This window comes from Chitinibacter sp. S2-10 (assembly GCF_046530675.1).
In the GTDB taxonomy this organism is placed as follows: Bacteria; Pseudomonadota; Gammaproteobacteria; order Burkholderiales; family Chitinibacteraceae; genus Chitinibacter.
The window spans coordinates 1,894,875-1,917,597 of record NZ_CP172558.1 but is presented as its reverse complement, the minus strand read 5'-3'; the positions used below and the strand labels follow the sequence as shown (position 1 = coordinate 1,917,597).

Annotated in this window: 17 protein-coding genes; 8 read left to right on the top strand and 9 right to left on the bottom strand. The window is 53.8% G+C overall.

All coding sequences use genetic code 11. From position 1 onward, the window contains the following. Window positions 1-84 precede the first annotated feature (84 nt). On the bottom strand, window positions 85-2,688 hold the full coding sequence (locus tag ACG2XO_RS09115) for a response regulator (RefSeq protein ID WP_410497666.1): 2,604 nt from the start codon (window positions 2,686-2,688) through the stop codon (window positions 85-87). A gap of 88 nt (window positions 2,689-2,776) precedes the next feature. Here ACG2XO_RS09115 and rlmD point away from each other — a divergent pair, with 88 nt between their 5' ends. After that, window positions 2,777-4,081, top strand: coding sequence for a 23S rRNA (uracil(1939)-C(5))-methyltransferase RlmD (gene rlmD / locus ACG2XO_RS09110; RefSeq protein ID WP_410497665.1), 1,305 nt, complete (start codon window positions 2,777-2,779; stop codon window positions 4,079-4,081). 284 nt (window positions 4,082-4,365) lie between these two features. Here rlmD and ACG2XO_RS09105 read toward each other — a convergent pair whose 3' ends face one another. Next, window positions 4,366-4,647 carry a hypothetical protein gene (locus ACG2XO_RS09105; RefSeq protein WP_410497664.1) on the bottom strand — a complete coding sequence of 94 codons (282 nt, stop codon included), beginning with the start codon at window positions 4,645-4,647 and terminating at the stop codon, window positions 4,366-4,368. 277 nt (window positions 4,648-4,924) lie between these two features. On the opposite strand from ACG2XO_RS09105, the gene ACG2XO_RS09100 reads away from it, so the two are divergent. Beyond that, window positions 4,925-6,088 (top strand): glycoside hydrolase family 18 protein, encoded by a 1,164-nt coding sequence (locus ACG2XO_RS09100; RefSeq protein WP_410497663.1) that lies wholly within the window; start codon window positions 4,925-4,927, stop codon window positions 6,086-6,088. A 419-nt stretch (window positions 6,089-6,507) separates the two neighbouring features. Here the strand turns inward: ACG2XO_RS09100 and ACG2XO_RS09095 are convergent, their stop codons facing one another. Continuing rightward, the gene (locus ACG2XO_RS09095) at window positions 6,508-8,079 is read right to left on the bottom strand and encodes a methyl-accepting chemotaxis protein (RefSeq protein ID WP_410497662.1); all 1,572 of its coding nucleotides are present in this window, start codon (window positions 8,077-8,079) and stop codon (window positions 6,508-6,510) included. Window positions 8,080-8,246: 167 nt separating this feature from the next. After that, window positions 8,247-9,122: a protease HtpX gene (gene htpX / locus ACG2XO_RS09090; RefSeq protein ID WP_410497661.1), complete on the bottom strand. Its 876-nt coding sequence runs from the start codon at window positions 9,120-9,122 to the stop codon at window positions 8,247-8,249. Between the two features lie 218 nt (window positions 9,123-9,340). Between htpX and ACG2XO_RS09085 the strand changes: the two genes are divergently transcribed. The 5 genes from ACG2XO_RS09085 (at window position 9,341) to aroA (ending at window position 14,384) form a co-directional block, all read left to right on the top strand. Further along, entirely contained in the window at window positions 9,341-10,234 is an 894-nt protein-coding gene (locus tag ACG2XO_RS09085) for a LysR family transcriptional regulator (protein WP_410497660.1), read from the top strand. A gap of 143 nt (window positions 10,235-10,377) precedes the next feature. Next, window positions 10,378-11,298: a branched-chain amino acid transaminase gene (locus ACG2XO_RS09080; protein ID WP_410497659.1), complete on the top strand. Its 921-nt coding sequence runs from the start codon at window positions 10,378-10,380 to the stop codon at window positions 11,296-11,298. 507 nt (window positions 11,299-11,805) lie between these two features. Beyond that, a complete protein-coding gene (locus ACG2XO_RS09075) occupies window positions 11,806-12,006 on the top strand; it encodes a zinc-finger domain-containing protein (RefSeq protein ID WP_410497658.1) in 201 nt (66 codons plus the stop codon). Between the two features lie 72 nt (window positions 12,007-12,078). Next, window positions 12,079-13,089, top strand: coding sequence for a lipopolysaccharide heptosyltransferase II (gene waaF, locus ACG2XO_RS09070; RefSeq protein WP_410497657.1), 1,011 nt, complete (start codon window positions 12,079-12,081; stop codon window positions 13,087-13,089). A 2-nt stretch (window positions 13,090-13,091) separates the two neighbouring features. Further along, window positions 13,092-14,384 (top strand): 3-phosphoshikimate 1-carboxyvinyltransferase, encoded by a 1,293-nt coding sequence (gene aroA, locus ACG2XO_RS09065; RefSeq protein ID WP_410497656.1) that lies wholly within the window; start codon window positions 13,092-13,094, stop codon window positions 14,382-14,384. Window positions 14,385-14,762: 378 nt separating this feature from the next. On the opposite strand, the gene ACG2XO_RS09060 is transcribed toward aroA, so the two are convergent. Beyond that, complete coding sequence (locus ACG2XO_RS09060) at window positions 14,763-15,185, bottom strand: hypothetical protein (protein WP_410497655.1); 423 nt, start codon at window positions 15,183-15,185, stop codon at window positions 14,763-14,765. 337 nt (window positions 15,186-15,522) lie between these two features. Between ACG2XO_RS09060 and ACG2XO_RS09055 the strand changes: the two genes are divergently transcribed. Continuing rightward, window positions 15,523-17,298: a glycoside hydrolase family 19 protein gene (locus ACG2XO_RS09055; RefSeq protein WP_410497654.1), complete on the top strand. Its 1,776-nt coding sequence runs from the start codon at window positions 15,523-15,525 to the stop codon at window positions 17,296-17,298. 82 nt (window positions 17,299-17,380) lie between these two features. On the opposite strand, the gene nagZ is transcribed toward ACG2XO_RS09055, so the two are convergent. From nagZ to mltF, 4 genes are all read right to left on the bottom strand, one after another. Further along, window positions 17,381-18,931: a beta-N-acetylhexosaminidase gene (gene nagZ / locus ACG2XO_RS09050; RefSeq protein WP_410497653.1), complete on the bottom strand. Its 1,551-nt coding sequence runs from the start codon at window positions 18,929-18,931 to the stop codon at window positions 17,381-17,383. Window positions 18,932-18,960: 29 nt separating this feature from the next. Beyond that, entirely contained in the window at window positions 18,961-19,503 is a 543-nt protein-coding gene (locus tag ACG2XO_RS09045; protein WP_410497652.1) for an NADPH-dependent FMN reductase, read from the bottom strand. A 19-nt stretch (window positions 19,504-19,522) separates the two neighbouring features. Next, the gene (gene gltX, locus ACG2XO_RS09040) at window positions 19,523-20,911 is read right to left on the bottom strand and encodes a glutamate--tRNA ligase (protein ID WP_410497651.1); all 1,389 of its coding nucleotides are present in this window, start codon (window positions 20,909-20,911) and stop codon (window positions 19,523-19,525) included. A 136-nt stretch (window positions 20,912-21,047) separates the two neighbouring features. Beyond that, entirely contained in the window at window positions 21,048-22,505 is a 1,458-nt protein-coding gene (mltF, locus tag ACG2XO_RS09035) for a membrane-bound lytic murein transglycosylase MltF (protein ID WP_410497650.1), read from the bottom strand. Window positions 22,506-22,723: the final 218 nt, after the last annotated feature.

The following is a 22,723-nucleotide window of genomic DNA, read 5'->3' as shown; positions in this document are numbered from 1 at the left end:
GAAAAGAGGCTTCAGGATACGTCAATTGGCTGCATTTGCCGCTCATGGTTTTCCCCATTGCGATCCCGGTCAACGTCAGTTAAGTCAGACATTTTGTACGGCACAGGACTCGTCATCACACTCGACCAGATAATAAGCCAGCATATCCTGCAAGCGGGACAACTCCAGCGGCTTGGCCAAAAAGCCATCCATACCTGCCGCCAGGCAATGTTGCTCGCTGCTCTCGTAGGCATTGGCAGTCAGCGCAATAATGGGCAAATTGGCAAACTGCGGCTGGCTGCGCAACAGCCGCGTCGCTTCGATGCCATCCATTTCCGGCATTTGCCAATCCATCAGCACCAGATCAAAACATTCACGCTGCACCAGCTCAACCGCCTCTTTGCCACTATTGGCGATCGCGACGCTGCAACCTAGCTTACGCAAAAAAGCACTGACCACCCGCTGATTCATCGGATTGTCTTCGGCCACCAGTACATGCCCGCGAAAACGCAAATGCGTTGGCGAGGCCGGAGCGGTCGAGGGCTGAATTTCGAATAATTTGCGCAAAGCACGAATCAGCCCGATCTCACTCAAAGCGGGCTTGACCAGAAAGGCACGCTTGGCCGCCTGCGCATTCTGGGGCGTTTGCCAACCCAGCACCAGCGTCGGACAATGCACTTTCAGGCTTGAAGGGCCACTGGCGTCTTCATCAACAATCAGCAGATCGGCATGATTCAAACTATCGTGCTGCCAATCGAGCCATTGCACCCCCGATGCACAGAGCAGACGCTTGATCCATGACAGACTCCAGCTTGGCAAACCCAGCAGAGCCACTGTTTTACCCTGCAATGCCGCCAGCGTTGGCAGAACCCGTGGACGGATGACCTCCTCGGTGTTCAACGGCAAACGGGCAATAAAACATGCCCCCTGCCCCAGCTCGGATTCGACCTCAATCGAGCCGCCCATCAATTCGAGTAATAATTTGCAAATTGCCAGCCCCAGACCCGTTCCGCCATAGCGACGCGTTGACCCGGCATCGGCCTGATAAAAGCGCCGGAACAGCAAAGCCTGCTGCGCCTTGCTAATACCAATCCCGGTGTCTTTCACTCGCAGTTCGATAACATCGTTCACTACATCAGCACTGACATAAACACCGCCCTGCTCGGTAAATTTCAAAGCATTGGCAATCAGGTTGACCATCACCTGTTTAAGCCGCAAACCATCGCCGAAATAGCGCCCAGGAAACACCGGCGCAATATCGAGCACCAGCTCGATCCGCCGCTCGACCGCGCGCGACACCAGCATGCTGCAAGAGTCTTCCAGTACTTCTTGCAAATTGAAGAAATCTGACGCCAGTTCGAATTTACCAGCTTCAATTTTCGAAAAATCGAGCAGATCATTAATCAGCATCACCAGCGAGTCGCCGGACTTGCGAATATTACTGACGTATTCACTCTGGTTTTTATTAAGCTCAGTATCCTTGAGCAACTGGGCAAAACCGAGCACGCCATTGAGCGGAGTGCGGATTTCATGGCTGATCATCGCCAGAAAATCAGACTTGGCACGGCTGGCCGCTTCGGCCTCGTCCTTGGCGCGCTCAAGCTCGCACGCCTGTTGCGACAGCCTTTCATTGAGCTGATGCATTTGCTGCTGCACCTGTTTGGCACGAATCAATTGCGCGACAATCGCAGCAAACAATTTCATCACTTCACGCTGATACGGCATCAGCGGACGGCGGCGCAAAAAGTTATCGGCCGCCATCCAGCCCAGATGGATGCCATCGGCGTACAGTCCCACCAATGAATTCCAGCCGCGCCCCACGACCACTTTATTGTAATAAATCGGCGCGTCTTCCTTGACGATCACTTCGCCGGGCTTTTCTGCTGCGGCAAAAAAAATGGGGTGCTGCGGAATCGGACAGCTATACCAGTGCTCGTCGGTCAGATTACCGTCGTTATCGGTACCATAAGTCCCCAGCATCAAATCCTGTTCCTGATCGATCGCAAACAAGCCCAGACGATCTATTCCCAGCTCGGTAATGGCCGCACGCACCGTCTCACGCTGCAGCGTGTCCAGATCGGTCGTTTGCGTCAGCCTGAGCGTAACTTCATGCAGATTTTGCAATAATTTGCGATATTCTTCGGTACGTTTCAGACTGGTTTGCAAACGGCGGGTCATTTCATCAAGCGACACCTCGCCGCCGGTGAGCAATGATTCAATCCGGTCAGCCAGCAGCGTCGCCAGCGCTTCGCACTCGACCCAGAATTCCGAAGTGGACAAATATGACTTTAGGCTCAGCACATCGGACAACTCGACATACAGACAAGCGATCAGCTTGCCATGCGATTCAAGCGGTAAAATCCAGCGCACCAGCTCGGGAACGCTATCACCATCGACTTCCCAGATATCCTGCACCTGAAAATCAACCGGCTGCACCGACAGCGCCGGAGAGTGCAATTGGCGCTGCAAGTCTGTCACAGCCAAACCATAAAAACTTTCCGGTTTCTGCGGCTCACCAAAACACAGCGAACGCAAACCGATCACTGATTGGGCATGGATTTTCAATCCACCGGCGTCGTCGGGCAAAACCAGAAACGTGCGCTTGGCATCAAACGACGTGCGGATCGAGTGAACCAGCTGCTCGGCAAAAACATCCCAGTCCTTGGCCTCGAGCATAGCTGAGCATTGCAATGTGGATTTGAGCTTCATGATGGATAACAGCCTGATGTCCTGTCTCGGTTATAATTGCAACCTATTACAATTGCGCCCACTGCATAGCATGAACTCAGCCCACAGCATGAACACAGTCAAAATTGAATCCCTCAGCCATGAAGGCTTTGGCATCGCCCATAACGCCGATGGAAAAACCCTGTTCATCGATGGCGCCCTGCCTTTTGAAACAGTGACTTACACCAGTTTCCGCAAAAAGCCCACCTTTGAAAGCGCGCAAGCGACCAGTATACAGAATGACAGCTTTATGCGGGTAAACCCTAAGTGTCCGCACTATGGCGTGTGCGGTGGCTGCTCATTACAACACATGGAATTTGGCGCCCAGGTCGCAGCCAAACAGCGCATTCTGGAAGACAATCTGCAGCGCATCGGCCATGTCACGCCGCAATCGATATTGCCAGCGATTTACGGCCCGGCCTGGGGCTATCGTCATCGTGGCCGCCTGTCGGTCAAAAATGTCGTTAAAAAAGGCACCGTCCTCGTCGGCTTTCATGAAAAACGCTCGAGCTTTATTGCCGACATGCACGAATGCCATATTCTGCCCAAACACGTTTCAGACCAGCTACCGGCATTACGCGAGCTGGTGAAAGGCTTGTCGATTTTCGACCGCATGCCGCAAATCGAACTCGCTGTCGGCGCGAATGTCACTGTGCTGGTGTTCCGCAATATGGAAGACATCAATGACGCCGATTTTGCGCTGTTCAAGGCCTACGCCGATCAGTGGCAAGTCCAGATCTGGTTACAACCGAAAGGTCCGGACACCGCCTACCCGCTGTATCCGCTTGATGCTCCGGCGCTGACTTATCTGATGCCCGAATTCAATATTGAAATGCCGTTCAAGCCGACCGAATTCACTCAGGTCAATCACGGTATCAACCGCGTGATGGTCGAGCGCGCGGTCAAAATGCTCGATCCGCAACCGGGCGAACGCATTGCCGACATGTTCTGTGGCTTGGGTAATTTCACGCTACCGATTGCGCGCAGTGGCGCACAGGTACTCGGTATGGAAGGCAGCCAGCAGTTGGTCGAGCGCGCTTTTGAAGGCGCCAAGCACAATGGTCTGGATCATCTGACCGACTTCACAATGGCCAATCTGTTCGATATGAACCCCGAATGGCTGGAAAAGCTTGGGGCTTTCGACAAAATGCTGATCGATCCGCCACGCGACGGCGCGCTGTCACTGTGTCAGGCGATTTCCGCCGACAACGGACCGAAACGGATTGTTTATGTCTCGTGCAGCCCGTCCACGCTGGCGCGCGACGCCGATATTCTGGTTAACGAAAAAGGCTATACGCTCAAAACCGCCGGCATCATCAATATGTTCCCGCACACCGCGCACGTCGAAAGCATCGCGTGGTTTGAGAAAGAATAAACCGGCAGCACCGCCCAAATGAAAATTGCCCGCGATTGCGGGCAATTTTTTTCAATGGGTATATTCATCAAGGGCAATACCACAATAGCCTTCATCGACATACCCAACACAGTATATATCTACCCAGCCTTCCACTGACACATTATCCCGCAAATAGGTAGGTACGATTAGCGCAGCGTAATCGTACGCATGCCATTCCTCCGATTACGCTGCGCTAATCGGAGGAATGGCGCTAGCCTTCATCGACATACTCGGCACCATGTAGACTGGTAATAGATGTGAGGCTAGGCGTCAGTACGTGGACGGCGCAGCGCCACCTGTAACACAATAGCCAATACAAGCAATCCCGCGAATAGCTGGAACGACGGCAGGCTGTAGGCCGCAAAGGCTATATAGGGAAAGGCCTCCCCGTCGTCGTAGCTGCAACGCCAGTTGACATAATCGAAGGCGCCGCTGAAGTCTAGGCAGTAATCTGGAGCCAGCCAATCACCTAGAAAATTCCAGCCAGCAAAAGCCGTGGCGATCCAAGCGATTCCCTTTAGTGACATGCGATAGATCTGTCTCATGACGCCTATTATCCACTCTTGGCCGAACCCGGCCAGCCACCGAGTTTAAACCAAGCAACTTCAGCCAAGCATTAAGCATCGTTAGTTCGTGGTGAAATTGATCCGATTGATGGCGGCATTCGCTGCGTTTTGGCGCCGCAATCAAGCCAGATTTTGCCGGCAAATTCCCCCATTCAGTCACGATACCGACAAGGTGAGCGCAATGATTGGCGCTCTTTTCGCCCGTCCGTATACTGGCCAACAACGGATCAATTCGATCAATACAAAGGATACAAAAATGAAACTCTGGCCTTATGCCCTGCTGGCTTTGTCGGCGACCAGCTTTGCGAACGATAAATTGATTTCCTACCTGCCAACGTGGAAAGACGCTGCGACAGTCAGTAAAACCGGTGCGCAATTGCCCAAGCTCGATGTCGGCATTTTGTCGTTTATCGAAGTCAACGCCAGCGGCGAAGCGTATTTGCCGGCAGCGACGAAAGCCGGTGCTGATTTATGGCTGGCACAGTTTAAAGCTGCGAAAAAGAGCAATCCCAACTTGAACTGCATGTGGGCGATTGGCGGCTGGACGGGTTCGCGCAATATCGCGAAAACCGCGCAAACCGAAGCGGGCCGCGCCAAGCTGGTGAAGTCGTCGATTGCAATTATGCGTGACTCAGGCTGCGTCGGCCTTGATCTGGATTGGGAGCATCCGGTCACTGGTGGCGATTACGCCGCCGACGCGTCACCTGCCGATTTGAAAAACTGGGTCAGCTTGCTCGGCGATTTTCGCAAAGCACTCGATACCGCAGGCAAAGCCGATAAAAAAAGCTATCAGCTCAGTGTCGCGATCCCCGCCAATAACGGCGGCTGGGTGATGCAAGGCTACGATATGAAAGCCGCGCTGCCGCTACTCGATTGGGTCAATCTGATGGCCTACGATAGAGCCGGCGGCTGGAGCAAAACCGCGACGCTGCACGCCAGTCTGCACAGCGTACCGAACGATCCGGATGGCAATGTGTTATCGAGCAGCAAGGCCGTTGATTACTTGCTGTCGCTCGGCGCAAAACCGGCACAACTGGTGCTCGGCGTGCCATTTTATGTGCGCGGTCTCGGTAATGTTGCGGCCGGAGAAAAAGGCGACGGCTTGGCGCAAGCGATGTCAGGCCCCGGCCTGAAGGATGAGCCCGAAGCCGGCGTCGCCAGTTGGGCCGATTTCCAGACTAAATATGCCAAAGCCGAGGGCTGGAAAGCGTATCGCAATGCCGAATCAGGCAACTCGCCGTATCTGTATCACGCGGGTAAAAAAGAGCTGATTACCTATGACGACCCGACGTCTCTGGCCGAGAAAGTGAAATACGTCAAAGAGAAAAAACTCGGCGGCGTGATGATCTGGGAAGTGACGCAGGACGATGCCAACTTCACGCTACTCAATAGCGTCAGCAAGGCGCTGAGAAATAAATAGCGTGCAAACAAAGGCAATGTTCTTATTTCGTGTTGATGGTTTACTTGTTGTTTTTGTTCCCCCTCCCCGTTTGTACCTCTGTGGTACTGATGGGGGAAGGAGTGGCGACAGCGATTGATTAACCATATCAACACCTATGATTAGGTAGCCATCTCAGCAAGCGCTTGCTCATTCACCTCGTCTGTCCCCTTGTGGGATTGTAAAAGAGAGATAGAGGGGCATTTGGCTTTGTTTCAGTCACAAAAATAGCTTGGAATAGTGCCGAAATCCCCCCTAACCCCCCTTCATTGAAGGGGGAATGCCATGCTGAGACAGCTACCTAATCAGGAAACGTCTTGAGACCCCCCCAAACAAGTGGGTATTTCCTTGCAGGCCATACCCATTGTTCACTTCACGCCAATACTGGCCACAGGTATAAACTAAGCTGTTCGTAAAGCCGCCATGCTGTTTTCCAGCTGATTGGCGACGTCCTGCAATTGGCGCATGTCCTGTGTAATGCTGTTGCTGCTCTGCGTGGTCTGGTTCAGCCCCTGGGCAATGTCAGCCAGCTGCTGATTGATCGCACTCGCTGCGCGGCTTTGCTCATCAACCGTACTGGCAATGCCGGTCATTTTGTCGGAAACCGTTTCGCTGATTTCGTGAATCTGGTTGAGCGCCTGCGCGACAATTTCGCCGTCCCGGTTACACGCTGACAAATACTGGCCTGCAGCAGTGACCGCTTTGCCGGTTTGTTCGGTTGACTGCCGAGTGGCATCAAGAATCCGGGCGATGGTATGCGTTGAATCGGTCGTATTTTGCGCTAGCTTGCGCACTTCATCGGCGACAACAGCAAAGCCGCGGCCATGCTCGCCGGCGCGCGCCGCTTCAATCGCGGCGTTGAGCGCCAACAGATTGGTTTGTTCGGCAATATCCTTGATCGTCGCGCTGACAGTCACGATTTTGCCAAACGACAATCCCAGCTCGTGCATCGCCTGCTCGACCGAAGTGAAATGCGTTGAGAGCGCCTGCAAATTTTGCAAGGTCATCGCGCCGGACTGCTTGGCTTCGCGCGTCGTTTCCTTGGCCTGCCCTGCCGCAATTGCCGCTTCCTGCGCCAGCGCGCCGACATGATGCACCGTCTCGGTCATGCTGTCGGTCGCCAGGCTGATTTCATTGACCCGCGTTGATTGATCAATCATGTTTTGCGCGGCCTGATTGGCCAGCTCGGTGATATGCACCGCGTCACGGCGCGTATGCTGCGAAGCCGATTTGGCTTGCGAGAGCACTTGCATCAGCTGCAACAAGAAGTGATTGATCGCCCTGCCCAAGGCGCCCAGTTCGTCCTGCCCTTCGGGCATCCGCAAGGTCAAATCGCCCGCCTGCAAACGCTGGGCGACCTGCTCCATTTCACCCAGACTGCGTTGCAATCGACGAACAAAAAACAGCAGCAGGCCAATAATCATCGCGCCAGAAACCAGCAAGGGAATCAGCACCCACCAGAATGCCTGTCCGACCTGGCGGGCAAAACCGGCTTCGGCCTCGGCGGCGCGTTGCGCTTCCTGCGCCATTAACTGATCAAGCGCCGTCAGCATCGGCGACAAATCGTTGCGGTAAATCTGCTCGGGAATCGACAGTGCATCTTCGGGCGACGTTTCGGCGATCAGTGCCGCATTGCGAAACTGACTCAGATAACGCGCCCAGTTATCGCTGAGTAATTGATTAAATTGGGTCTGCTGCGCTGCCGGCATTTGCAAGGTTTTGCTGGTCTTGCTGATGCGCTGCTCATAAGCATCGAGCTGCTGTTTGATATCGGGCTGCATCACATCGAGCCGGGACAAGGTCAGCATATTGACCTTGATTTGCACCAGCTCGGCAGCCGAACGGCGCGCATCGCGATAAAGATCGAAACTTTGCTTGAGTTGCTGCAGATTGCCCGCAGCCAGCAAAACGGCCACGCCCAGCGCCAGCCCGGTTAAAACACTGCCCAGTTTGAGCTGCACTGCAATTTTCATTTGATGACCATCTTCAAACCCAAGATGGCACCACTGTAAAGCGACTCAATGACAGCCGTATTACAAGTTCTGGCGAGTAAGGGGCTGATGCCCACAAAAAAACAAAGGGTATTGCCTTGCGAGCAATACCCTCTGATGACTACAAAGCAATACCCAATGGATGTATATCAGCGCATCGCTTGCAAAGCCGCAATACGCTCTTCCATCGAAGGATGCGAGCTGAATAGTGACGACCAGCCGGCTTTATCCGAAATCCCCGACGCGGCCATATTGCTTGGCAAGGCGTTCGGCGCCATGCCGCCCAGACGGCGTAGTGCGTCGACCATAGGTGCGGTTTCACCCATCAATTGCGCAGCACCGGCGTCAGCCCGGAATTCACGCTGGCGCGAGAAATACATGACGATGACGCTGGCGAGGATACCGAAAACAATGTCACAGATAATCACGGTGATCATGTACGCAATACCGGGTCCCGACGATTCTTCGTCCTTGCGCAGGAAAGAATCAACCAAATAGCCGACAACGCGCGCGAGGAAAAATACGAAGGTATTCACGACACCCTGAATCAGCGTCAGCGTGACCATATCGCCGTTTTTGACGTGCGCCACTTCGTGTGCCAGCACCGCCTCGATTTCACGGTGCGTCATGCTGTAGAGCAAGCCGGTTGAAACGGCGACCAGCGAGTTATTTTTCGATGGGCCCGTTGCAAACGCGTTCGGTTCGCCTTCGTAAATTGCCACTTCCGGCATCGCGATTTGTGCGCGTTGCGCCAGACGCGCGACGGTATCAAACAGCCATTGCTCGTCCTGATTGCGCGGACGCTCAATCACCTGTGCGCCAGTACTCCATTTGGCCATAGTTTTGGACATCGCCAGCGAAATAAACGCGCCACCAAAACCCATCACGCCGGCAAACATCAGCAACATGGGTAAATTGAGGCCATTCGCGCTCATAAAGCGGTTCAAGCCCAGTACACTGACAACAATCCCGAGCACGACCATCACAGCAATATTGGTCGCGATTAATAAAATAGTCCGTTTCACAATCTGCTCCTTGATCAAGAGTTGGAAGATTATTGCTTAAGATTTGCGCCACCGTGCCATTTAACAATGGGTAGCTCACGCGCTGACATCGATATTAAGACTCTTCGCCCGCCCGCAGGTTCCGTCAGCACAATTAACTGCGAATCATAACGCGGCTTTACCCGGACAGCCATCGCTCCTACACTGAAACATCGTCAGTTTTTCTCGAAAGGTTATGCATGCATACGCTGAACTATAAACATCTGCATTATTTCTGGGTCGTTGCCAAGGAAGGTGGGATCAGCGCGGCGTCGCGCAAGTTGGGAATTACCGCGCAAACGATCAGCGGGCAGGTCAGCCTGCTTGAGCAGGACACCGGACAGACCTTATTTACGCAAGTCGGGCGCGGCTTGCAGCTGACCGAAGCGGGCCGAACGATGCTGCATTACGCCGATCAGATTTTCATGCTCGGCAATGAATTGCAACTGGCAATGGAACGCGGCGACAGTTTGCGGGCGCGACTCAATATTGGCATCGTCGACATGATCCCGAAAAGCAATGCCACGCAACTGCTCGCACCGCTACTCCAGACATCGCAAACCTCACAGACGGCGGTCAAACTGGTTTGTCAGGTCGACGGCGAACTCAACGAGCTGATTGCCAAGCTGACGCTGCACCAGTTTGATCTGGTGCTGGCTGACCGACCGCTACCGAACGCTGAAGCGCTCCAGTTACGCTGTCAGCCTCTGGTGCAAGCGCCGATCATGTTGCAGGGAACGCGTGAACTGGTCGAGCGATATCAGGCCGACTTCCCCGCCAGCCTGAATGGCGCTCCGATTCTGCTGCCGATGCGCAATACGGCTTTGCGCCTGCAACTGGACGCCTGGTTTGCCGCCAGACAGATTTATCCGGATATCATCGGCGAATTTTCCGACAGCGAATTGATGCACGCCTTTGCCCGGGCAGGTATAGGCCTACAACCAACACCAGTTATCGCCTCCAAGGCAATACCCGCAGACGATCTGCTCACACTGGGTGCTTTAAGTGGCGTGGCCGCGCACTATCACGCCATTTTCAGCCCCAAAAAAATCATGCATCCGGCACTGGAAAATCTGTTGCGTGCTCCGGCATAACTCCGCCCCGGCCGCAGCTGCAGCGCTAAAGAAAAGCAGCGAAAAATCAACGCCTGCCTCACTCAGCAAGAACAACAGAAAATGCATATTTTCGGTTACAATCGTTGTTTTCCCGAATACAGCAAAACAGGCAGGAGAGCAGCATGTCACTGGCAGATCGCGACGGCGTTATTTGGTACGACGGCAAACTGGTTGAATGGCGCGACGCGACGACCCACGTCCTCACGCATTCCTTGCATTACGGCATGGGCGTGTTTGAAGGCGTTCGCGCTTACGAAACACCAAAAGGCACCGCGATTTTCCGCCTGCAGGATCACACCGAACGTTTGCTCAATTCAGCCAAGATTTTCCAGATGAAAATCGGCTACACCGCTGAAGAGCTGAACGAAGCCCAAAAAACCGTAGTACGCGAAAACAAGCTCAAATCGTGCTATCTGCGTCCACTGTCATTCATCGGCAGTGAAAAGCTTGGCATCGCTGCAACCGGCAACACGATCCACACCATCGTGGCGGCATGGCCTTGGGGCGCTTATCTGGGTGACGATGGCCTGACTAAAGGCATTCGCGTAAAAACTTCAAGCTTCACGCGTCACCACGTGAACGTATCGATGGTGCGTGCCAAAGCCAGCGGTTACTACATCAACTCGATCATGGCGCATCAGGAAGCTGCTGCTGACGGTTACGACGAAGCACTGCTGCTCGACACCGACGGCTACGCATCCGAAGGTGCTGGCGAGAACCTGTTTATCGTCAAAAAAGGCATCATCTACACGCCGGACGTGGCTTCATGTCTGGACGGCATCACGCGCAATACCGTGCTGACACTGGCTGCCGAAGAAGGTTTTACCGTCGTACAGAAACGCATCACGCGCGACGAAATCTACACGGCTGATGAAGCATTCTTCACCGGCACGGCTGCTGAAGTGACGCCAATCCGCGAGCTGGACAACCGCCCAATCGGCGCTGGCACGCGTGGCCCGATCACTGAGCGTTTGCAAAAACGTTATTTTGATTGCGTAAAAGGTCTCGATCCTAAGCACGAAGACTGGCTGACGCTGGTCTAAGTCGAAGCGGCTGCGAGACTCGAATCCTGCGTTAGAAAAAAGCTCAAAATCCTCATTTACACTTGTAAACTCCGGTTTTTCGCTTTTTTCTGCCTTGCCTTCGAGCCTCTCGCTCGCTTCTTGGCAGTGCTAAAGGCATAAATAGGCAAAGAGCTTTAGTTAATACGAAGTACGCTGATCGGTCTGGGGCTTAAAATCCCGTGTAGCGAAAACCGAGGCGAGAAGAGAGACAAACAGTTTCATCGTTTGGCTCGCGACGAGCAGAGGGTAGCGCGGAGCGCTTTGAGCCCGGGTCGCCTTCTCTTGCTTACTTCTCTTGGCGAAGCAAGAGAAGTAAGTCCTCGTCGCGGACTGCGACTGTAAAACACAGTGCCGAAGGCACTTAAAAATTCTCAATAAAACTTGAGATACATGACCAATCAATAGAAGGTATACACCTGAAATCATTATCAATAAATGACCAGATGGATATACCCACTAGAGTACCCAATTAAGTTGGAGAGAATAATGAGTTTGATCGACAACACCCAAAAAGAAATCGAAGTCACCGCACACGATGTGCCATTGCACTGCCCGATGCCGAATATGTTGAAATGGAATTCGCACCCGCGCGTTTTCCTTGATATTGCCAAAACCGGCAAGGCGCAATGCCCTTACTGCGGTACGCTGTACAAATTGAAAGAAGGCGAAGTGATCAAGGGACATTAATCCCCCAAACCACTTTTCAAAGCGGCGCACCCATTGGTCGCCGCTTTTGCATTTTCAAAAACGGATAAAAGCTTGAAACGTATTCTGATTGTCGCCCCAGCCTGGGTTGGCGATGCCATCATGGCGCAGCCGATGTATGCGCGGCTGAAACAGCGCCATCCAGACTCGCAAATTGACGTGCTCGCACCAGCGTGGACACGCCCGCTGCACGCCAGAATGGCTGAAATTGCCGAAGCGATTGACGCGCCTTTCGGCCATGGCGAGCTTAAATTGCGCGAGCGCTGGAAACTGGCGAGGCAACTGAAAGCGCGCGGCTACGATCAGGTCATCGTATTGCCGAACTCGATCAAATCCGCACTGGTTCCGGCGTTTGCCGGCATTCCAAAACGCACCGGCTGGGTCGGCGAAATGCGTTACGGTCTGCTCAATGACGCGCGCAAGCTCGATCCGATTGCGTTGCCGAAAATGGTTCAGCGGTTTTATGCCCTCGCTGAGGATAATACACCGCTCAGCGCGACCATCCCCAATCCCGAATTAACGATCAACAATGCAGATCGCGACGCGGCGCTCGCCAAACTCGGCTTGAGCACTACCCAACCGATGATTGCAATCTGCCCCGGCGCCGAATATGGCCCGGCCAAACGCTGGCCAGCGGCGCATGCCGCCGCACTTGCGACCCAACTAATTGCCGACGGTGCGCAGGTCTGGTTGTTTGGCTCAGGCAAAGACAGTGAAATTTGCGCTGAAATCGTCAAGCTCGAACCGAATGTCGTCAATCTCGCCGGCAAAACCAGTCTCGCCGAAGCAATCGATTTGCTCTCGCTGGCGCACGTCGCTGTTTGCAACGATTCGGGCCTAATGCACGTCGCTGCTGCGCTCGGCCGCCCGCTCGTTGCCGTGTTTGGTTCGAGCTCGCCGGGCTTTACGCCGCCGCTGACGAGCAAAGCCAAAATTGTCACGCTGGCTCTGGAATGCAGCCCGTGCTTTGCGCGCGTTTGCCCGCTCGGCCATATGGATTGCCTCAATAAACTCACGCCCGATTATGTGATGAAGGCACTGAAAGAACTCACCAAGGAATCGTAATCATGGAACACCTCGATCTCGCGCTGATCGCTAAAGTCGCCGGCACCGTCGCGCTACCCGGCTCGAAAAGCATTTCCAACCGTACCCTCTTGCTCGCCGCTTTGTGCGATGGTCAAACCACCGTGCGTGGTCTGCTGGCATCGGACGATACGCAGCGCATGCTCGAAGCGCTCGCGACGCTCGGCGTCAAAGTCGAACAGATTAATGATACGCGTGATTACATCGTTCACGGCTGCGCGGGCAACTTTCCGAATAAAAACGCCGACCTGTTCCTCGGCAACGCCGGTACGGCTTTCCGCCCGTTAACAGCGGCACTTGCGCTCTCAAATGGTAGCTATCATCTGCACGGCGTCGCACGCATGCACGAGCGCCCGATTGGCGATCTGGTCGACGCACTGCGTCAGGCCGGCAGCCAGATTGATTATCTGGGCAATGAAAGCTTTCCACCGCTGCAGATCAAACCGGGCGTTGTGGCAGCCGATAAAGTCCAGGTCAAAGGCAATGTCTCCAGTCAGTTTCTGACCGGGCTGCTGATGTCCTTGCCGTTGACCAACCGCGATATGACCGTAGAAGTCGTCGGCGAGCTGATCTCCAAACCGTATATCGAAATCACACTCAATCTGATGGCCAAATTTGGCCTGAAGGTCGAGAAAAAAAGCTGGAACGAATTTTTCATCCCGGCAGGTCAGTCTTACCAAAGCCCGGGCGAGATTTTTGTTGAAGGCGACGCGTCGAGTGCGTCTTACTTCCTCGCCGCCGGCGCCATCGGCGGATCGCCTGCCGTGCGCGTCACCGGCGTTGGCAGCGAATCGATTCAGGGCGACAAACGCTTTGCCGAAACGCTGGAACAAATGGGCGCGCAGATCAGCTGGGGGCCGAACTGGATTGAAGCCGCGCCGCCGAGCAATGGTCAGCTCAAAGCCATCGACGTCGATTTGAACCACATCCCCGACGCAGCAATGACCATCGCCGTCGCAGCACTATTTGCCAACGGAAAAACGACGATCCGCAATATCGAAAGCTGGCGCGTCAAGGAAACTGACCGCCTCTCGGCGATGGCGACCGAATTGCGCAAAGTCGGCGCAACCGTTGAAGAAGGTCAGGACTGGATTTCGGTCATTCCGCCGGAAAGCCTGGTCCCGAACGCCGAAATCGACACCTACGACGATCACCGGATGGCGATGTGTTTCTCGCTGGTCGCGCTGGGCGGCGCTCCGGTGCGGATTAACGATCCGAAATGCACCGCCAAAACCTTCCCGACTTATTTTGAAGAGCTGGCACGCATTACCCTCTAGGCGTATCTTGCTCAAAGCAAAAGCCTGCAAGCGCTAGGCTCTGTTGACGTTTGGTTTACGGTCGCGCTGGCGCGATTTTTGTGACGAATCAAGGCATTGGCTGTGATGCATAGTCATTCTATCTGAGCAGGCAATAACGCAGAGTCGTCACAAAAAGCGCCCAGCCCAGAGGGTTTGGCTGTTTTTGGCCTGACACTGCGTTGCAAAACCTTTACATAGAATGACTATGCATCAGGAACTGTTTTTATAGATAAAGACATGCCGCCTTGTTTCAGGCCAAAACCAGCACAAACGCGACTCGCAAACCAAACGTCAACAGAGCCTAGCGTGCAATACCCAACAAAAAGCCCTCTTTCGAGGGCTTTTTGTTTATTTGGTTTATTCACGTTGTGATTTTTTGGCCGTCTTGGATTTTTTTGCCGTTTTGGATTTACCGGATTTTTTCACATTCGATTTTTTGGCGCTCGATTTTCGGGTTTGGCTCTTTTTAGCGCCAGATTTTTTCGATCCGGTTTTTTTAACACTGGATTTTTTCGCGCTCGATTTGGCACCCTGCTTACTGTAGCGCGATTTTTTCGTCGAAGACGATTTGTTGGCAGACTTGCTGCGTTTGGCTTTACTGGTCTTTTTTACTGAGCTGGGTGCCACATATTGAGCATTGGGCGGCGGCGCACGACGAGCAATCGGCGGTGCAGCATCGGGGCTATCAAACGGCAGCGGGGCGTCTTCTGCCCAAACCGTGCTCGTCGCCAATACCACCGCGCTCACCAAAACCACCAACTGCTTCCAAACATTGTGCATGCCAATCCAACCTTGTCATCATCAAAACTGCCCGCCCATTATACCTAGCTCTGGCTCGCGTCGAAGAGAAATTGAATATCAGCAAATACTTAAAATATTCATTTAATTACAAAAAACCGGAATTAATGTTTTTTAATTCCGCCAATTAATTCACCCCGCATTTCCAGCGTTATGCTGCTGTGCTTGTAGTCATAGACACCAGAACTACAAATGGTAGGATTACGCCCCTGAAGAGTCAGAATTGCCGCAAATTGATTGACTCAATGTATTTGAATGACCAACAGCGCGAATGAGGAAAGCACTGTCTGGAGTCAAAAAATCCTCAAGGAGTGAGACAATGAACACCAAGTTTAAAATATCGGCCTTGATGGCCGCCTTGTGCCTGAGTGCCAGCGTCTGGGCCGCAGACTGGAATGCCTCGACGATCTATCTGGTCAACGATACCGTGACCTATCAAGGCAAAAATTACAAAGCCAAATGGTGGACACAGGGCGAAATTCCGGGCGCCAACCAGTGGGGGCCATGGCAATTACTCAGCACAGCTCCGACTGCCACACCGGTTTCAACAGCGACACCCGCACCAACAGTAACTCCGACAGCAGTTCCAACTGCAACACCAGCACCAACAGCAACACCACAGGTGACCGTAAAACCGACTTCGACCCCGGTCGTAACCGCGACCCCGGCGCCAACTGCGGCTCCGACAGCTGCTCCAACTGCTGTCCCAACTGCTGTCCCTACTGCTGTCCCTACTGCTACACCAACCGCTGCACCGACCAGTACGCCAGCACCAACTGCGACACCTGCTGCTGGTCTGCCAAAATGTGATGCTGCGTGGAATGCAGGCAGCTCGTATGCCGGTGGTGCCAAAGTGAGTTACAACGCAGTCAATTACAGCGCCAAATGGTGGTCGAATCCCGGCTCCGAGCCAGGCAAAGCCGCTGAATGGCTTGCAGCAGGTGCTTGTGACAGCGCCGGAATGGCCACGCCAGCCCCCGGCGGTGGTGGCACGAGCGGCGTACCGACCAAAGCCGAGGCAGAAGCTTATGCTGCCACGCTGACTGATAGCGATATTTTCCGCAAAGTCAAAGCGTCGGTTCGCACATTGGCCAATTCGGTCGTCGAGGCCGTTGCACCCGGCCTGATGAGCAATCCGGGCAACGTCAAACGCGTTGAAGTCATCTTGCCAAAAGCCAAATGGGATTATTACTTCTCCAAAGCGCACCCAAGCTACACTTACACGCGTTTCCTGCAAGCCGTTGCGAAATTCCCTGCCTTCTGTGGTGATTACAGCGATGGCCGCAATGCCGATGAAATCTGCCGTCGCTCACTGGCCACTTCATTCGCGCACTTTGCGCAGGAAACCGGCGGCCATAGCGTTGAGCAGTACGGCAATGCCGAATGGTTGCAAGCCTTGGTGCATGTCCGCGAAATGGGTTGTACCGAAGATGGCACGAGCTGCGGCTATAACACCGAATGTACCGATCCGGTCTTTAACAAAGTCTGGACTTGTGGCACGGATGCCAAAGGCGGCTTCAAGAAATACTTCGGTCGCGGCGCCAAGCAGTTGTCTTACAACTATAACTATGGCCCATTCAGCCAGGCGATGTTTGACGGCGACCAGTCTGTTCTGCTCAAAGATCCGGATCGTGTCGCCGAAAGCTGGCTGAATCTGGCGTCAGCCGTGTTCTTCTTTGTGTATCCGCAACCGCCAAAACCATCGATGCTGCACGTGATCGACGGCACCTGGGTTCCGAACGACTTTGATAAATCGCGTCAACTGGGTAACGACTTCCCGACGACGATCCAGATTATCAATGCCGAATGTCAGGATGCCCAGGTCAAACCAGCGGCGCAAAACCGGATCAATTACTACACCGAGTTTTCGCGCGATCTGGGTTGGGATATCACAAAAGAGTCGATGAAATGCTCAAACATGGGTCGTTTCGATGGTGGTTCATCAGCCGCATTTAATATCTACTGGGAAAAAGACTGGAAAGTCGGCGGCGATAATAAGTGCCAACTGGTCAGCTACCAGACGCCATACAATGCACTGATCGATGGCCAATACAGCAAATGCGTTGAAGCCAACTGGGGTATCACGCTGAAGTAATTATCTAGCTTGACTTAGAAAGATATACGCCACATGGGTAACCATGTGGCGTTTTTATTGTCGCGTCACTGCTGAATGCAGATCAAACGCCCATCATTCTTTTGAAAATCAGCGCCAGCGCAGCCGGACGATTACTGCAGGCGGCGTAACGCGCTCTGGCTTTGGGAGCCAATTGCAGATCATACGGATTACGCCCGGCGATCAGCGTGAGTTTGCTCGCGTCCAGCGCCTGAATCAGCGCAGCCTGACTGGCAAAGCGCGTCGCGTTATAGCTCTGGAAAATAATCTGCTGTGCCGTGCTGGCCGTCTCGACAACACGAGCCGCATCGGCTGCTCCGACATTGGGCGGGATGATCATTTCATTTACCGTAAAACCAGCGGCTTCCAGCACCGGCAGCAAACTGCCCCGTGCACTGAGCGAAGCGCCGAGTGCAACCTCGTCAATTTCAGTCCGTTGCAGTAACTCGGTCGTCACCAGCAGCACCGGCTGCTGCGGATCAAGGGGTGCCGCAACACCTTCAATACCGAGCGATTGCACGCGCTCGGCCAGTGCCAGACTTTCGGCAGTGCACAAAGCCGTCGGGATTACAGGCAAATCGCGCCAGTTGCGCGCCATATACTTGGCATGGGTAATTCGCTGTATTGACTTTTCAAGCTGCTCTACAGCGATATACCCCTGATTAACTGCATTAAGCAAGGCCGCCACTGCGCCGCGTTGACGACTCGCCGTATGCGAAACCAGTGCAATATCGGCACCGGCGGCAATCGCCTGCACCGCGCCCTGTTCGCTGCCAACGCCCCCGGCAATCGCGTCCATTTCCAGGCAATCGGTGATAATCAGGCCGTCAAAACCCAGTTCTTCGCGCAGCAAGCCGGTCAGCACTTTGCGCGACAGCGTTGCAGGAATCGTCCTATCAGGTTCAATGGCGGGAAAAACCACGTGCGCCGTCATGATGGCATCAACCCCAGCAGCAATCGCCGCCTTGAACGGCGTCAGCTCGACCGCATCAAGGCGCGGCCTATCATGCGCAATCAGCGGTAATGCATAGTGCGAATCACTCGCCGTATCGCCATGACCGGGAAAATGCTTCACCGTCGCGGCAATTCCCACTGACTGTATCCCTCGCATCGCCGCCAGCCCGTAAACCGTCACTGTCGCGGCATTTTCACCAAACGAGCGCACGCCGATCACCGGATTGGCACGATTGTTGTTGATATCGAGGCAAGGCGCAAAATTGATATTGATCCCCATCTGGCGCAACTCATCAGCGCCGACGCGATGAAGTTGTTCACAGTCTGCCGGGCTGCAACCGGGCACCGCGTGCGAGGCATAGCCTGAGGCGTAAGCCATCGCCGACGGCAGCGGCGTCACACCGTCTTCGATCCGCATCACCATACCGCCTTCCTGATCGATGCCGATCAACAGCGGTAAATCCGAAACTTCGGCGTTGATTTCCTGCAAACGGCGACATAGCGCGGCCACTTGCGCAGGTGACTCGATATTGCGCCGGAATAGAATTACACCGCCGATACGCTGCTCGCGGATCAGGCTTTCGATGTGCGCATTGGGAACAAAACCATCAAAGCCGGCCATGACCAGCTGGCCGATTTGCCCACGTAGATTGTCATCCATAACCATAATTTAGATACCCACCCGCCCCACTAATTCATTGTCTCAAGCTGCAACTTAGTAAACTCCGCCAACGCATTTCGCAAATCGGAACATAGTTGCGGATTGCGCAAAATTGCCTCAGTCGTCGTGGTGTCGCCAATCACTGGCACTGTGATCGACGCAGCTTCAAGCCACTGCGCCGACATCAGCGTTAGCGTTTCCTTGAGCGCGTCAAAAGCATGATGCGCACGCGGCGCAGCGTTCAATGTTGCAACAGGTTTATTGACAAATGCTGGCGTATTGACCATCCAGTCGAGCAGGTTTTTCATTATGCCACTGACCCCATGCGCGTATTCGGGGCTGGCAATCAAAACACCATCAGCCGCAATAATCTGCTCACACAATTGCGCTAGCAGCGGCACAGTATCAATCTCAATATCCGGGTTAAACGGCGGCACTTGCGCAAGCTGATCAAACAGCGTGACGTGCATATGGCTGGGCGCGACAGCCTGCACCGCCCTCAGCAGCGCCGTATTGCACGACGCTGCACGCAAGCTGCCAGAGATAGCAATAAGGAAAATGGATCGAGGCATCAACGGACTTCGCAGCCGTTTATCCCACCAATCGGCGCAAAACTTCTTCTCGGCCGATCAAGGCCAGCACCGCATCGACCGATGGCGTGTTGGTGATGCCGCAGACTTTGGCGCGCAGTGGCATGCCGACTTGCGGCATTTTGACGCCCTGTTCTTTGACGAAGTCTTTAATGAAAGCGCCAATGGTCGCCGCGTCCCAGTTTTCCAATTTCGCCGCTTCGGCAGCAAACACTTTCAGGCGCTCTTCCGATTCCGGATCGAGGTGTTTTTCGACGATTTCAGCCGTTGGCGTCAGCGGCTGGTAGAAATATTCGGCCTGATCGGCCATTTCGACCAAAGTCTGGCAACGATCTTTCAGCAAGGCACACACCTCTGCCAAGGCCGGACCGCCCTCAGTCTTGATGCCTTTGTCGGTCATAAAACCGGCAACACGGTCAGCAAGGCGCGCCGGATCTGCGGCCTTGATGTATTGCGCGTTGGTCCACAGCAGTTTGTCGCGATCCATCCGGCTTGGGCTGCCGCTGACATCTTTCAGGTCGAACCATTCGATAAATTGCGCCATCGAAAAGATTTCATCGTCGCCATGACCCCAGCCCAGACGCGCCAGGTAATTGAGCAGCGCTTCGGGCAGGAAGCCTTGCTTGTCGTAATCGACGACCGACACCGCGTCGCGACGCTTGGAGAGTTTGACGCCCTGATCGTTGTTGATCATCGGCAAGTGGGCAAACACCGGCACCGGCGCGCCCATCGCTTCGTAAATCACGATCTGGCGTGGCGTGTTGTTCACATGGTCGTCACCGCGAATGACATGGCTGATGCGCATATCGACATCATCAACGACGACGCAGAAATTGTATGTTGGTGTGCCATCGGGGCGCGCGAGAATCAGATCGTCGAGTTCATTGTGGCTGATTTCGATACGGCCTTTGACCTGATCTTCCCAGACCACCGAGCCGCCGATTGGCGTTTTGAAACGCACGACGGGTTTGATATCGGCTGGAATTGCGGGCAAAGTTTTGCCGCTTTCAGGACGCCAGGTGCGATCATAACGGGGCTTTTCGCCTTTGGCTTCGGCAGCGGCGCGTTGCGCTTCGAGCTCTTCCTTGCTGCAATAGCAGTAGTAGGCGTGGCCGCTCTCGAGCAATTGCGCGATCACTTCCTTGTAGCGTTCCATCCTTTGCATCTGGTAGAACGGGCCTTCGTCGTAACCGATGTCGATCCAATGCATGCCGTCCAGAATCGCCGCAACCGATTCGGGCGTCGAGCGTTCCAGATCGGTGTCTTCAATCCGCAGCACGAACTGACCACCATGTTTACGCGCATAAGCCCAGGAAAACAGCGCAGTGCGAACGCCGCCAATATGGAGCAGACCAGTCGGAGAAGGAGCAAATCGGGTGCGTACAGTCATGAGGCAAATCCGGCAAAAAGCGAAAGTACTATTGTACCGGAAATAGCGCAAAACTCGGACAGCGCAATCCCCATTAACATACAAACATGGGTATACGCATGAAAGTCAATATTGAAAATGGCTACAGGACAATACCCTACCAGTTGGCTGCCAGTTTCTCGATTGCCAGCGGGTTGAGTACGCTATTGATTTCCAACTGCAGATTTTCCGGATTATGCACGATGACCGAATCGGATGGCATCGGCAATACTGTTTTGCTTGGCGGCTGAAAACGCGCCAGTACATCGTAATACGACTGCAGACTTTCAACAAAAACCACCGGCTCGCCACCCCGTGCATAACCATATTTCAAGGTGCTAAAGACTTCGGGTTTACGCAATAAAGGCAATACCGATTTCACATCAGCCCAGCTATTGGGGTCTTTTTTCATTCGCACCGCCAGCGTACGCGCATCGATCAGATGCCCCATGCCGATGTTATACGCCGCCAGCGCCAGCCAGGTTCGATCAGGCTCGGCGACCCGGTCAGCCAGCGTTTCTTTGAGCAGCTGGATATATTTCGCGCCGCCGATAATGCTTTCATACGGATTGGTTCTATCCACATTCATCCGCTGCGCCGTTTCATTGGTCAGCATCATAATGCCGCGTACGCCGGTGGGCGAAACTGCGTCGGGATTCCAGTGCGATTCCTGATACGACAGCGCCGCGATCAGCCGCCAGTCCAGCCCGGTACGACCCTCGGCCTCCTGAAACCACTCTTTATAGCGCGGCAATGTCGATTGAATTCGTCCCAGATACGCCAACGCATCGAGCTGATCGACACGGTCAAGATGGCCGTAGTAACGATCATGCAAACGGCGCAATGAGCCATCGGCGACCTGCTGACGGAAAAAACCGTTAATCCGATTTTGTAATTGCAAATCCGAATCAGGCATCGCCCACGCCAACTGCTGGACGCTGGAAATCTTGCGGGAAGTCGTAATATTCGGATGATAATTTTGTGCCACTTCAACCGCGTGCGAATCAACCAGCGCAAACTCGATTTTGCCTTGCGCAACCTGCTCGATCAGCGATTCGCTATCGCCGCTATTGATGACCTGCCAACTTAAAGCCGGGTAATTTTGTTGCAGTTGATTGAGCGCAGCGACATATTGCGGCAAGGTGTTGATGCTGGCCAGCCCCTGTTTGAGCGCTTTCAGTGCCGTGGTTTCGCTGGTTTTTGACGAAAAAACCAGTGTCGCTTCAACATCCTGATAGGGTGAACCATAAATCAGCCCTTCGACTGTGTCTCGCGGACCACCAACGGCCAGATGAGCCTCGCGTCGTTGCAGACGTTCAAGCATCTCGGTGTGATTGCTGCTGACCAGAAAACGCACCTTCAGATTGTTCTGCTGGGCAAACTGCGTGATCAGATCGTATTCCAGACCGGCATAATTACCCTCGGCATTGACATACAATGCCGTCGGGCCATTTTGCACCAGCACGACCAATTCCCGGGTTTCTGCCCACGGCAACACCTGCTTGGCACGCCCCTGATCAGAGTCGCCACAAGCAAATAATAACAACGTAGAAAGTGCTACCAGGAATCTCTTCATGCCTATCCGTTTATCCTTTCGATCGGCGCATTGTGCCTACATCCCTTTGAAACGACAAACATTTTTTTAAAATTTGCTTATTAGGATCAGCTAATTCTTGATCTTAAGCCGCCAAAAGCTTAAGTAAAAACCCATAAATTTCTTTCGCTTAATTTTCAAAAAACATACTAAAAAACAAGAATAAAATTCAGCGAACAGCAATAATCCTCAAAACATCA

What these genes read in the sequence shown, in the direction of transcription:
- ACG2XO_RS09115 (WP_410497666.1), bottom strand. Translation starts at nt 2,688, where the DNA reads ATGAAGCTCAAATCCACATTGCAATGCTCAGCTATGCTCGAGGCCAAG.
- rlmD (WP_410497665.1), top strand. Translation starts at nt 2,777, where the DNA reads ATGAACACAGTCAAAATTGAATCCCTCAGCCATGAAGGCTTTGGCATC.
- ACG2XO_RS09105 (WP_410497664.1), bottom strand. Translation starts at nt 4,647, where the DNA reads ATGAGACAGATCTATCGCATGTCACTAAAGGGAATCGCTTGGATCGCC.
- ACG2XO_RS09100 (WP_410497663.1), top strand. Translation starts at nt 4,925, where the DNA reads ATGAAACTCTGGCCTTATGCCCTGCTGGCTTTGTCGGCGACCAGCTTT.
- ACG2XO_RS09095 (WP_410497662.1), bottom strand. Translation starts at nt 8,079, where the DNA reads ATGAAAATTGCAGTGCAGCTCAAACTGGGCAGTGTTTTAACCGGGCTG.
- ACG2XO_RS09085 (WP_410497660.1), top strand. Translation starts at nt 9,341, where the DNA reads ATGCATACGCTGAACTATAAACATCTGCATTATTTCTGGGTCGTTGCC.
- ACG2XO_RS09080 (WP_410497659.1), top strand. Translation starts at nt 10,378, where the DNA reads ATGTCACTGGCAGATCGCGACGGCGTTATTTGGTACGACGGCAAACTG.
- ACG2XO_RS09075 (WP_410497658.1), top strand. Translation starts at nt 11,806, where the DNA reads ATGAGTTTGATCGACAACACCCAAAAAGAAATCGAAGTCACCGCACAC.
- aroA (WP_410497656.1), top strand. Translation starts at nt 13,092, where the DNA reads ATGGAACACCTCGATCTCGCGCTGATCGCTAAAGTCGCCGGCACCGTC.
- ACG2XO_RS09060 (WP_410497655.1), bottom strand. Translation starts at nt 15,185, where the DNA reads ATGCACAATGTTTGGAAGCAGTTGGTGGTTTTGGTGAGCGCGGTGGTA.
- ACG2XO_RS09055 (WP_410497654.1), top strand. Translation starts at nt 15,523, where the DNA reads ATGAACACCAAGTTTAAAATATCGGCCTTGATGGCCGCCTTGTGCCTG.
- nagZ (WP_410497653.1), bottom strand. Translation starts at nt 18,931, where the DNA reads ATGGATGACAATCTACGTGGGCAAATCGGCCAGCTGGTCATGGCCGGC.
- ACG2XO_RS09045 (WP_410497652.1), bottom strand. Translation starts at nt 19,503, where the DNA reads ATGCCTCGATCCATTTTCCTTATTGCTATCTCTGGCAGCTTGCGTGCA.
- gltX (WP_410497651.1), bottom strand. Translation starts at nt 20,911, where the DNA reads ATGACTGTACGCACCCGATTTGCTCCTTCTCCGACTGGTCTGCTCCAT.
- mltF (WP_410497650.1), bottom strand. Translation starts at nt 22,505, where the DNA reads ATGAAGAGATTCCTGGTAGCACTTTCTACGTTGTTATTATTTGCTTGT.